We start from the raw sequence: 11,834 nt of genomic DNA on the forward strand, positions 1-11,834 counted from the left end.
TTTTAAACTGAATTATTAGAGTTAATTCGAATAATTTATTCTTCGTTTCTGATTATTTCTTGTTCAAAATTTCTGCTAAAACTTCTTTTCCATGTTCGTTTTTAGGATCAAGTTCTATCGATTTTTTGTAATTCGCAATTGCTAATTTTGTGTCTCCATCTGCAAGATAAGCTTCGCCTAAACTATCATACGCATTTCCGGATTTAGGAAAAGCTTCTACATTAATTTTAAAAACTTCAAGAGCTTCTTTCTTTTTTCCGGTCATTAATAATTGATATCCAACATTATTCATATCATCTTCCTTAATGCCATAAGTTGCATCTGCTTTTAGTTTTTTATAAGTTTCTGCTCCTGTGGCTGCGCCTTTTTCGGTTAATACATCTAATAATTCAAATGCCATTGATTTTTTTGGCTGATTAAAAGGCTGATTGTATAAAATATTTCTAATAGATTCTGTCATTTCACCCAAAACAGTTCTTCCTGTATTATTTAATAAAACAATAAGAATCTTGTCAGATGGAACGCGGGAGATATTGGTATTAAAACCATTAATTCCTCCGCCATGTTCAATAATTTTTACTTTTCCTTTAGTTCCGTTTGTTATATCTCTAAGAAACCATCCGTAACCATAAGCTTCATCTCCTTGTGCGATATAAGGCTTAAACAAAGATTCCATTGATTTTTCTGAAAGCAATTTGTTGGTATAAAGCGCCTGATCCCATAAATATAAATCTTCTACTGTTGAATATAAAGAACCCGCAGCATACGGAATACTCATGTCGATATAAGAAGAGTTTACGATTTTTTTACCTTGTTTTTCGTAACCAGCGGCTCTGTTTTTTAATATAACATCGCTGTGATCATAGCCAGAATTGACCATCTTTAAAGGAGTAAAAATAGTTTCCTGTAAATACTGCTCATAGGTTTTACCGGTAATTTTTTCAATAATGTATCCCAACAAAAAATAACCCGAGTTACTATAAGCGAATTTTTCACCAGGTTTAAATTCAAGCGGTAAATTCGAAAATGTCTTCACGAAATCTGCAGGTGAATATGCATTTCGGGCCTTTTCATTCATGAAGTTGGGTGCGCTGGTATAATTTGGAATTCCGGATGTATGTGTCAATAAATTATGAATTGTAATTTTGTCACCCGTTTCTTTTGGATAATCCGGTAAATAGGTTGTGATTGGAACATCTAATTTTATTTTGCCTTCTTCTGCCAATTTCACAATTAACAGAGCCGTAAATTGTTTACTTATAGAACCTAATCTAAATTTTGTGTCCGACTGATTTGGAATATTCCACTCCATATTAGCAGAACCGTATCCTTTTTGCAAAATAACTTTTCCGTTTTCTGATACAAGTGCAGAGCCGTTAAATAATCCGTATTGATTGTATTTGTTTAATAATTCTTCAATTTGTTTTGCTTTGTCCTGCGCAGAAATATTCAAAGCAGATAATACAAGAAAGCAAACTGCAATAAGTTTGATTGGTTTTTTCATTTGATTAATTAGTTAGGTTAATGAGCGGTTTTTTGATTGTGAAATGATGAATGAAACTCTTCTAATTTATTAGACGACTATTCTTTCATTTTGTTTCAAATATCAATCATTTTTTTGGTATTTGTCTTAATAACTTATAAATACCACAAAAAAATAGCATTACTTTTTTATCGGTTTATGCTCATAACTAACAATTCGTTTCAATATCCAATTTTCATCTTTTCTTTCCCAAATGTGAATAAATTTTCCAGTTCCAACCGGAATATTATTGACTAGAAAAGTATGTTCGCCCAATTGTACCGCACCAAAATCGCCCAATTTATCGATTGTAGTGGAATTTAATTTTCGGGTAAGTTTTTCGGTTCCGGCGCATTTTTCGGCCAACGATTTTATTTCGTTTCCCTTAGAAGTATTTAATCCGAAACGATCGTCGTAAAACTCGACATCATCGGCTATTATTTTTTTAAAAATTGCAGCATCACATTGATTAAAGGCAACATCAAAAAGTAAACTGTCCATTTTTAGGATTTCATTTTTCAGAAGATCCATTTTTACCGTATCATTACTGGTTTGGCCTTTTGCTTCTCTGCTCAAAAACAATATAAAAAAGGCTAATGTGTTTATCATTCGTGTCATAGCTTCTATATTTTGGTTTCTATTTCAATTATTTTTCTTCCGTTTTCGCCTAAATAATGGTTGACAATTTTTTCGTAAACCTTATAGCCGTCATCAACATTGGTAAAAATAAGTAAGCCCTGTTTTGTTTTTGGAAGCAATAAAAAAATCGTCTGAACGCCTTTGTCTGCGCCACCATGCGAAAGTGCATAATTGCTATTTCCTAAGTCGTAAATTTCAAAACCCAATCCGAAATATTTGTTTTTCTTTGTCTCAATTTGATGCGAAATCATGTCGTTAAAAACTTTTTCGCTCAAATCATCGCTGTTCATTACGCTGCATAAAAAAGTTCCGTAATCTTCAATTGAAGTTAATAAATCATCGGCAGCGTTTGCGGTTTTGTTTTTGGTTGGTTCGTAGGCAACTCTTTTGTTGCTATAATTAATAGCATATCTTGAAAGATCGATTTTATCATTCCAGATTAGTTGTGTATCGCTCATTTTTAACGGATCAAAAACCAATTCATTTGCTAGTTGATCTAATGTTTTATGAAATTTCTTTTCTAATGCTTTTCTCAAATATTCGAATCCTTCTCCGGAATATTGATATTTTGTTCCCGGTTTAAACTTAAAATCTAATTTCCCGGATTCGTTCATAAATCTCCAATTCGGAAAACCGGTTTGGTGACTCAGAATAATTCTTGTCGTCAGCAATTTTGTATTTGGATCGTTTGCGATATCCGGATCTGTCCAATATTTATACAGTGGCTCGTCAAGATTCCATTTTCCCTGACTTACGAGTTTTAGCGTTACGATCGCCGTTATCGGTTTTGTCAATGAAGCGACATTCCAAATGGTATTATAAGGAGCTGAAATACCTTTTTGAAGTTCGCCAAACACTTTTACTTGTTGCAGTTTTCCGTTGTTAATTACGCCAATTCCCAATGTTGGAACATTATTTTGTGATAGCCATTTTTCAATTTCTTCATCATTATCAAAAATATCAGACTTTGTTTCGGCCATTTGAGAAGACTGATGATCATAGCTAAGGGATCTGCGCAATTTCCAGATTCCGTTTTCTAATATCCACAGATGCGTAAATTTGGCTGTACTGCCAAAATTTTCTTTAGCGGTCGCCAGAGATTCATTATTCTTTGCAAACTTTTCATAAAATTGATGAATGCCTATTTGAATAGCGCCATACAAAACACCTTTTTTGTATAAAGGATAAATTTCGGTACTGTTGGGGATTAGATATCTTCGGGATTGAAATTTACTTATAGAACCACAAAGACCTTTTTTAAGGTTTTTCAGAAATAAAGTCTTGTCAGAAATACTGTCTTTGTCGTGATAAAATTCAAAATTATCACTTACAAGGTTTTCAAACTGTGAAATATCGCATGTGTTAAAGCCAACATTAAACAGGAGACTGTCTTTTGACATGATGGTTTTGTACAATGTTGAGGTTTTTTCTTCCTGAGAATATCCAAAATGGAATTGAAAGAGGAATGTTCCCATTAAAATTGCTTTTAATGGGAAAAATGACGGATTGATTTTCATTTTATGATTGATTGATTGATTGATTGATTGATTGATTGATTGATGATTTGCAATATTAGTACAATGAAAATTTTTAAAATTGTACAAATGCGAATTATTCTCTTTTTTTGAAAGAAAATAAGAATTTGAATTGAATGTTTTTGGAGTCGTTTTCATCACATCTTTAAATTGTTTTATAAAATGTGACTGGTCAAAATATTTATTATAAAGGGCAATCTCTGTCAGGTTTAATTTTTCCAGACCGATATTTACCATTTGATCGATTGATTTCCTGAATTTCAGAATCTGAATGTATTTTTTGATTGTAAGTCCGGTTGCGGTTTTAAATTTAATTTGCAATAATCTTTGAGAGACATTTAAAATGTTTCCAATTTCCGAAACCGTAATTTCTTCGTTATGAATTTTAATGATTTCACAGATTCTTTCGACAAGATTTTTGTTTGAATGTGAAGTATTTAAGCCTTCAAAATACGTATTGATTATATCGAGTAAAACTAAAATATTGCCATTTAAACCACAATTAATTTCGTGTTTAAATGGCAATTCATTTTTATTAATCCTGATAATTGAATCGGTAAAATTGCTTAAATCATAATTAGGAAACATCGAAAGTGTCCAGGTATGCAATTGAATTATGGTGACTTTTGTTTTCGGCTGAATATGAACCAAAACTTTATTCGTCATTTGCGAACAAAAATAAAAACCTTCTGGCATTTCATGTTTTTGTTTGCTTGTATGAACTTCGATAGCATTTCCGCTCACAATGGCGAGATTAAAACAGCCGTTTGGTAAAACGAGTTTGTTTTCGATCAGGCTTTCGCCGATGCTGTTATCGAGACACCAAATTTTATTGACAAATCGTTCGCAATTTTTGCTCACATAATATTCTGAATATAAGTTCATTTTTAGATTATTATGTTGTTGACTGTCTCAGATTTATTTTTTCCCTGTAAATAATTCTACACTTGATGTTTTCTTAAACGGATCATTAAATAAACTCAATAAAACCATATTAAAGAGTTCCGGTTTTTCGTAAGCACCAAAATGAGTTGCACCTGGCATTACGAAAAAGTTCGAATTTTCGATATTGTCAAAAATTTTAATCGAATGCTCTAATCGTATCACATCTCTGTCGCCCGACATAATTAGCACGGGACATTTTATTTTCTGCAAATCTTTCTCGGTGATATTAGGCTGATGCGCTAATAAAGTGTAGAGATTTTTGGTACGAGGATCTTTAGTTACTTTTAAAGTATCCAGAACCATTTGATCAATTTCGTTAAAAATGGCTTTTTTTCCCGGAAATATATTCGCACCAAAAGTGGCTACTTTCGCAGTTTTATCCGGATGATTTATAGCCAATAAAAGACCTAGAATTCCACCATCGCTTTGTCCCCAAATATTAGCATTCTTAATTTTAAGGGAATCTAATAAAACGCTTACATCATCTGCCATTTGCACATAATTCAATTGTTTTTTTGAATCATCTACAGATTTTCCATGACCTCTGCTGTCAATTGCGATAATCTGAAAGTATTGTTTGAAATATTCAATTCTGCGAGTGTGACCTTTTATTGATCCGCCATTTCCATGAAGTAAAACCAGAGGCTGACCGCTTCCGTAAACTTCATAGTACATTTTGATGCCGTTAATTTGTTTGTAATGTCCCGCTTCAGGATTGTTTCCGTACGGAATTTTGATTTCTGTCTGCGCAGAAAGAGTTCCAAATGTTAATAAGAGAATTGAAAATAGAATGATTGATTTTTTCATTTGATTTGATTGATTTTGATTGATGATGACGTCTAATAATTATTAGACGTCAAAATTTTGTTTTTGTTTCAAGTTTTGATTCATTTTCTATATAAATTCCGCAAAATATTCTCGTTTTGTATTTTTCCATTCCTCCAAAATAATACTATAATAAACATCATCTTTACTTTTTCCTTCAGAATCCACATAATTATTTCTAAAGATTCCTTCTTTTACAGCACCTAATTTCTCAATTGCTTTTTGAGATTTTGTGTTCTCCAAATCAGCACTAAATTGTATTCTTTTGAATTGAATGTTTTCGAAACCAAAATTCAGTAATTCGTATTTGCAGGCTTTGTTTAAACCGGTTCCCTGAAATTGTTTTCCATACCAGGTCCATCCAATTTCGCATTTTTGGCTAGCGTGGTTTAGATAACCGTATCTTGTGCTTCCGGCGACTTTGTTGGTTGCTTTGTCTATAATTAAGAATGGATAACAAATTCCTTCGGCTTTTTGTTTTAAGGTGTTTTTGATGTAGTTTTCGAAGTCCGTTTCGGTTTGCACGTACATCCCCATATATTTCCAGATTTCGTCATCAAAAATGATTTCTTTGAGTTCGATGTTTCTTTCGTTTTCAAATGGGAGTAATAAAACACGTTCGTTTTCTAAGATTATATTTGATTGTAATAGTTCGCTTTTCATAGGATTTGTTTTAATTGTTTGCCACGAAGTCACAAAGGCGCAAAGTTTTTGCGCAATCTTGTCATTTCGAAATGACAATAAATGAGAAAAAACTTTGCGTCTTTGCGCCTTTGCGAGATTATTCTTCAGCGAAAATAATCCTTTTCGGATTTCTAATAAATCCATAAAAACAGGATTTTGTTATGAAAACGGGATTTGCATGCTATATAAATCATAAATATTTCCTTTATTTTTAAGGTCTTGTAGAATTATTACTTATTTTTACGATCTTATATTTAGATTTTTCTTGATGCAAACTTCACTAAAAATTGCCGTTGTAGGTTCTGGATTGGTAGGATCATTATTGGCAATTTATCTTAAAAAAGCAGGTCACACCGTTCATGTTTATGATCGTAGTCCTGATATTCGCAAAATAAATTTTTCTGGACGTTCCATCAATCTGGCGATGTCAAATAGAGGCTGGAAAGCGCTTGACGGCGTTGGTGTTGGTGATTCGGTGCGGGAAATTGCAATTCCGATGGACAAACGCGCTATTCATTTGGTTGATAAACTCAATTTTCAGAATTACGGTCAGGAAGGCGAATCGATTTTTTCGATTTCCAGAGGAACTTTAAACAGAAAAATGATTGATCTCGCCGAACAAGCAGGAGCAGAGTTTCATTTTGAAGAAAAAATCTGGGATGTAACGCTAAGCGATGCTACTTTGCACATTGGTGAAACCGAAAGAGGCGAGTGGGAAGAGCGAAAATACGATATGGTTTTTGGTGCAGATGGTGCTTTTTCGCGAATTCGTCATAGAATGCAACGCCAAAGCATGTTCAATTATTCTCAGGAATTTTTGAATATGGGATACAAAGAATTGAATATTCCGGCAAATCCTGATGCAACTCATAAATTAGATAAAAACTCATTTCATATTTGGCCAAGAGGCGAATACATGTTAATTGCGCTTCCTAATCTTGACGGAAGTTTTACCTGTACGCTATTCATGCCTTTTGAAGGAGAAAACTCTTTTGCTTCATTAACGGATCGCAAAATGGTGGAGGATTTCTTTGAGAAAAACTTCCCGGATTCGATAGAGGTTATTCCAAAACTGGCTGAAGATTTCTTTAAAAACCCGACAAGTACTTTGGTAACCATGAAATGTTTTCCGTGGACTTATGAAGATAAAATTGCCTTAATTGGTGACGCATGCCATGCTATTGTTCCGTTTTACGGACAAGGAATGAATGCCGGTTTTGAAGATATTACGATTTTAAACGAAATGATTGAGAAATACGGTGACGATTGGAAGAAGATTTTTTCTGAATATCAAATTTCACGTAAACCTAATGCCGATGCAATCGCAGAACTTTCGTACCGTAATTTTATGGAAATGAGTACAAAAACGGCCGATGAGAAATTCTTGCTTCAAAAGAAAATCGAAAAAGCTTTTTCTGATAAACATCCTGATAAGTGGATTCCGCTGTACAGCCGTGTAACTTTTAGCGATCGCCCATATGCAGAAGCTTTGGCGATTGGTGATTTTCAAAACGGAATTATGGAAGAAATTCTAAAAACAGACAACATCGAAAATATTTGGAACACGCCTGAAATCGATAATAAAATTCTCGAGTTGCTTAATAAATAATTTTCAATGTCAATAACAATTACAATATCAAAAATCAATTAAGAATTTGGATTGATATTGTAATTGATTTTTGATATTGCCATTGATTCTTTTATTTTTTGAAGATTTTGGTTAGAACACCAAAAACCCCTCTGATAAAAGTAGCACTCGTTACGACTTTCAAAACAGATTTTCCAACAACACTTGCAGTGCTAGGTTCAGATTTTGAAGATCTTGCCGGTGCTTGTTCTTCTTGCTCTGCCGCAGCTTGAGTTGCTTCTTCAATTTTCTTATTTAGAATTTCGTAAGCACTTTCACGGTCTATTTCTTCACTATATTTCTTTACTAATTTAGATTTGCTGTTGATGGCTTCGATTTCATCAGAAGTCAAAATGTCCATACGGCTCATTGGTGCACGCATCATAGTAGCAACAAGTGGTGTTGGAACTCCTTTTTCATTCAAAGCAGTCACTAAAGCCTCTCCAATTCCTAAATTAGTAAGTAATTCGTCTGTTTTGTAATATTGAGATGTAGGGTAATTATCAGCTGTTTTTTTAATTGCCTGTCTGTCATTTGCAGTAAAAGCTCTAAGGGCATGCTGAATCTTTAATCCTAACTGAGCCAAAACACCACTAGGAACATCCATTGGGTTTTGTGTTACGAAATAGACGCCAATTCCTTTAGAACGAATTAATTTTACAATAGTTTCAATTTGCTCTAACAATGCCTTGCTTGCTTCGTTAAAAATTAAATGGGCTTCGTCAATAAAAATAACCAATTCTGGTTGTTCAGCATCTCCCTTTTCAGGCATCTTTTGGTAAATTTCGGCCAATAAACTCAACATAAAAGTCGAGAATAATTTGGGTTTGTCCTGAATGTCGGTCAAGCGGATAATGTTTACATATCCTTTTCCATTTTCATCAATTCGCATTAAATCATCAATTTCAAAAGACAATTCACCAAAAAACAAATCTCCGCCTTGTTGTTCTAATTCGATTATTTTTCTCAAAATTGTTCCCGTTGTTGCAGTCGAAATCTTGCCGTAACTTTGTGTAATTTCGTCTTTTCCTTCTTCGGTAATATAATTAATGACCTTTTTAATGTCTTTCAAATCTAGTAAAGGCATTTGTTTGTCATCACAATATTTAAAAATTACCGCAACAACTCCGGCCTGCGTATCATTTAAATCTAAAATTCTGGAAAACAATACAGGGCCAAATTCAGAAACTGTAGCGCGTAAGCGAACTCCATTTTGTTTGGACAAAGACATCAATTCAACCGGAAATGCAGTTACATTATAAGGTATGTTTATTTTGACATGACGCTCTGTAATAAAACCTTCTTCTTTCCCTTCTTTGGCAATACCACTAAAATCACCTTTTATGTCCATCATCAGGACAGGAATTCCGGCACTTGATAATTGCTCTGAAAAAACCTGAATAGTTTTAGTTTTTCCCGTTCCGGTTGCTCCGGCAATTAATCCGTGACGGTTTAAAGTTTTTAGCGGAATTTTTACGTGCGCCTCCGCAATTGGCTCGCCGTCAAGAATTGCACCCCCAAGAATGATGCTGTCACCCTTAGATAAATAACCATTGTTTATATCTTGAATGAAATTGTCTTTTTTATTCATTTTTTTGTTTGTAATTTAGATGATTATAAGAGTATTGCTTTGTTTTTTAACAATTTGATTACTTTTTTTTAGTAAGAAAAAGCTTTTTCGGGTTAAAAATATAATAAAAAATTATTTCGCATCTTTTTAAGAAGATATCAATGGAATCTTTGAATATTTACTAAAACGTTGTAATTTTCCCAGAAATCATGCTATTTTTTGTTTTATCGAAAACCTGAGGTTCGCAATTTAATGAGATATTTTTTAAATTGACGTTAAATTTGCTTGAATAAAATTAAAAAAAGTTTTTTTATTTAAACTAAACGTATAAATTTGCTCCTCTACAAGTTAAATATAACTAAAAAATAAAAATTATTTAAAACTATTAAAATTTAAAAAAAATGGCAAACGTTAAAGTTAAAAAAGAAAGCACTTCGAATGGGGGAGGAATGATCACTGGAATCATTATTGTTGCGTGTATTTTGGTTGGGGTGTTTATTTGGAAAGTAATCATGGGAGATGCTGCTAACTTCGAAGGAGGTAATCCTGAAACAGGTCACCCAATTAATACATTAGGGCAAGTATATAAAGGAGGATTTATTGTACCAGTATTATTAGGTATGTTTTTAATGGTTGTTGTGTTTTCTATTGAAAGATTTATCGTTATTGGAAAAGCGGCTGGAAAAGCTAACTTAGACAAATTCATGAAAAGCGTTCAAGGAAGTATTAAAGAAGGTAACATCGAGGCTGCTATCGCTGCATGTGACAAACAACAAGGTTCAGTTGCAAACGCAATTAAATCTGCTTTGATTAAATATCAAGACGTTAAAAAAGAAGGTTTCAACAGTGAAGAAGCTTCAGAAGTAATCCACAAAGAAATCGAAGAGGCAACTTCATTAGAAATGCCAATGTTAGAAAAAAATATGACTATTATCTCTACTTTAGTATCATTAGGAACTTTAGGAGGATTATTAGGAACTGTATCTGGTATGATTAAAGCGTTTGGTGCGTTAGCTTCTGCTGGAACTCCAGACCAGGCTGCTCTTGCAACAGGTATCTCTGAAGCACTTATCAACACTGCAACAGGTATCTCTACTTCAATCTTAGCTATCGTTTCTTACAACTTCTTTACTGCTAAAATTGACGATTTAACTTACTCTATCGATGAGGCTGGTACTACAATCGTGAATACTTACAGAAGATTCAGAGGAAGTTTGAAACAATAATTAATTTTTGAATAATTACAATTAATTATATCAAAATAAAAATAAAAGAGAATGGCTAAAATAAAAATGAAAAAAAGTCAACATCGACAGATATGACTGCCATGTGTGATGTTGCGTTCCTTTTGCTTACGTTCTTTATTTTGACCGCTACTGCTAAAGTGCCAGAAGCACTTCCTGTTGATATGCCTTCTTCTACTGTTCAAAGTAAATTACCAGATTCAGATTTGGCGATTATTACAATTGGTAAAGGAGCAGACGGGAAAAGCAAAGTGTTTTTTGACATCAAAGGAAGAGAGATTCGTAAAAGAACTCTTGAAGGAATGGGTGCAAAATACGGTGTGACTTTTTCAGAAGATGATAAAACTAAATTTGCTTTGATGGATGACTTTGGTGTTCCGGTAACAAATTTGAAACAAATCATCGATATGAAGGCGGCTGATAGAACAAAAGCAAATCAACCTGGAATTCCATTAGATTCTTTAGATAATCAATTAAAAGAGTGGCTTTTGGTAGCAAGAAGAGCTTCAATTGACATTGATGATAAAGAATTGCAGATTGCAATAAAAGGAGATGCTAAAGAACAATATCCACAAATCAAAAAGATTATGGATATTTTACAAGATCAGAAAATCAATTCCTTTAACTTAGTTACTGGTATGAGAGGAAAAGACTTTTAATTAAAAAAGATACACTAAAATGGCTGAATTAAATACCGGCGACGGTGGTGGCGGAAAAGGTGGTAAAGTAAGAAGTAAAAAGCAAAATTCAAAAGTCGATTTAACGGCAATGGTGGATTTGGCATTCTTATTGATCACATTCTTTATGTTAACCACATCGTTGTCAAAACCTCAATCGATGGATTTGTCATTGCCAGATAAAGATCCGAAAGACGATACTCCTCCTGTAAAGGTTGATGAAAATCGTACAATGACAATAATGTTAGGTGAAAATAATAAAGTTGTTTATTATATGGGATTACTTGCAAGTCCAATTGCTGGGCCTAAGGATATTGCATATGGTAAAGACGGAATTCGTAGAGAAGTACTTAAAAGAAAGAAAACAGTTTTAGAATATTCTGCAGCTTTAGGAAAACCTAAAAATGGGATTATTGTGATTATTAAGCCAACTAAAAAATCAACTTATCGCAATTTAGTTGATATGTTGGATGAGATGGCTATTTCTGGAGTTGAGACGTATGCGATTGTTCCTGAGTTTACACCAGAGGAAACAAAATTGATAGATAAAACACCTGAGTAATCTT

General features: G+C 33.3%; 10 protein-coding genes. 4 read left to right on the forward strand and 6 right to left on the reverse strand.

Annotation, left to right across the window (positions count from 1 at the left end; all coding sequences use genetic code 11):
* Positions 1-52: 52 nt before the first annotated feature.
* The 5 genes from ACZZZT_RS05295 to ACZZZT_RS05315 form a co-directional block, all read right to left on the reverse strand.
* A complete protein-coding gene (locus tag ACZZZT_RS05295) occupies positions 53-1,504 on the reverse strand; it encodes a serine hydrolase (RefSeq protein WP_463459652.1) in 1,452 nt (483 codons plus the stop codon).
* 159 nt (positions 1,505-1,663) lie between these two features.
* Complete coding sequence (locus ACZZZT_RS05300; protein WP_463459653.1) at positions 1,664-2,140, reverse strand: nuclear transport factor 2 family protein; 477 nt, start codon at positions 2,138-2,140, stop codon at positions 1,664-1,666.
* A gap of 5 nt (positions 2,141-2,145) precedes the next feature.
* Positions 2,146-4,581, reverse strand: a complete 2,436-nt coding sequence (locus tag ACZZZT_RS05305; RefSeq protein WP_463459654.1) for a serine hydrolase — start codon at positions 4,579-4,581, stop codon at positions 2,146-2,148.
* A gap of 33 nt (positions 4,582-4,614) precedes the next feature.
* The gene (locus tag ACZZZT_RS05310) at positions 4,615-5,448 is read right to left on the reverse strand and encodes an alpha/beta fold hydrolase (protein ID WP_463459655.1); all 834 of its coding nucleotides are present in this window, start codon (positions 5,446-5,448) and stop codon (positions 4,615-4,617) included.
* An 87-nt stretch (positions 5,449-5,535) separates the two neighbouring features.
* Positions 5,536-6,129, reverse strand: a complete 594-nt coding sequence (locus ACZZZT_RS05315; RefSeq protein ID WP_463459656.1) for a GNAT family N-acetyltransferase — start codon at positions 6,127-6,129, stop codon at positions 5,536-5,538.
* 289 nt (positions 6,130-6,418) lie between these two features.
* Here ACZZZT_RS05315 and ACZZZT_RS05320 point away from each other — a divergent pair, with 289 nt between their 5' ends.
* Positions 6,419-7,759 (forward strand): FAD-dependent oxidoreductase, encoded by a 1,341-nt coding sequence (locus tag ACZZZT_RS05320; protein ID WP_463459657.1) that lies wholly within the window; start codon positions 6,419-6,421, stop codon positions 7,757-7,759.
* 91 nt (positions 7,760-7,850) lie between these two features.
* Here the strand turns inward: ACZZZT_RS05320 and ACZZZT_RS05325 are convergent, their stop codons facing one another.
* Positions 7,851-9,368 (reverse strand): helicase HerA-like domain-containing protein, encoded by a 1,518-nt coding sequence (locus ACZZZT_RS05325; RefSeq protein ID WP_463459658.1) that lies wholly within the window; start codon positions 9,366-9,368, stop codon positions 7,851-7,853.
* Positions 9,369-9,748: 380 nt separating this feature from the next.
* Here ACZZZT_RS05325 and ACZZZT_RS05330 point away from each other — a divergent pair, with 380 nt between their 5' ends.
* The 3 genes from ACZZZT_RS05330 to ACZZZT_RS05340 all read left to right on the forward strand — a co-directional run bounded on the left by ACZZZT_RS05330 (position 9,749) and on the right by ACZZZT_RS05340 (position 11,830).
* Positions 9,749-10,573, forward strand: coding sequence for a MotA/TolQ/ExbB proton channel family protein (locus tag ACZZZT_RS05330; RefSeq protein ID WP_042563690.1), 825 nt, complete (start codon positions 9,749-9,751; stop codon positions 10,571-10,573).
* A 92-nt stretch (positions 10,574-10,665) separates the two neighbouring features.
* Positions 10,666-11,250 carry an ExbD/TolR family protein gene (locus tag ACZZZT_RS05335; protein ID WP_463459659.1) on the forward strand — a complete coding sequence of 195 codons (585 nt, stop codon included), beginning with the start codon at positions 10,666-10,668 and terminating at the stop codon, positions 11,248-11,250.
* A 19-nt stretch (positions 11,251-11,269) separates the two neighbouring features.
* Positions 11,270-11,830, forward strand: a complete 561-nt coding sequence (locus ACZZZT_RS05340) for an ExbD/TolR family protein (RefSeq protein ID WP_463459660.1) — start codon at positions 11,270-11,272, stop codon at positions 11,828-11,830.
* Positions 11,831-11,834: the final 4 nt, after the last annotated feature.

The organism is Flavobacterium sp. AC274 (genome assembly GCF_979258275.1).

What these genes read in the sequence shown, in the direction of transcription:
- ACZZZT_RS05295 (WP_463459652.1), bottom strand. Translation starts at nt 1,504, where the DNA reads ATGAAAAAACCAATCAAACTTATTGCAGTTTGCTTTCTTGTATTATCT.
- ACZZZT_RS05300 (WP_463459653.1), bottom strand. Translation starts at nt 2,140, where the DNA reads ATGACACGAATGATAAACACATTAGCCTTTTTTATATTGTTTTTGAGC.
- ACZZZT_RS05305 (WP_463459654.1), bottom strand. Translation starts at nt 4,581, where the DNA reads ATGAACTTATATTCAGAATATTATGTGAGCAAAAATTGCGAACGATTT.
- ACZZZT_RS05310 (WP_463459655.1), bottom strand. Translation starts at nt 5,448, where the DNA reads ATGAAAAAATCAATCATTCTATTTTCAATTCTCTTATTAACATTTGGA.
- ACZZZT_RS05315 (WP_463459656.1), bottom strand. Translation starts at nt 6,129, where the DNA reads ATGAAAAGCGAACTATTACAATCAAATATAATCTTAGAAAACGAACGT.
- ACZZZT_RS05320 (WP_463459657.1), top strand. Translation starts at nt 6,419, where the DNA reads ATGCAAACTTCACTAAAAATTGCCGTTGTAGGTTCTGGATTGGTAGGA.
- ACZZZT_RS05325 (WP_463459658.1), bottom strand. Translation starts at nt 9,368, where the DNA reads ATGAATAAAAAAGACAATTTCATTCAAGATATAAACAATGGTTATTTA.
- ACZZZT_RS05330 (WP_042563690.1), top strand. Translation starts at nt 9,749, where the DNA reads ATGGCAAACGTTAAAGTTAAAAAAGAAAGCACTTCGAATGGGGGAGGA.
- ACZZZT_RS05335 (WP_463459659.1), top strand. Translation starts at nt 10,666, where the DNA reads ATGACTGCCATGTGTGATGTTGCGTTCCTTTTGCTTACGTTCTTTATT.
- ACZZZT_RS05340 (WP_463459660.1), top strand. Translation starts at nt 11,270, where the DNA reads ATGGCTGAATTAAATACCGGCGACGGTGGTGGCGGAAAAGGTGGTAAA.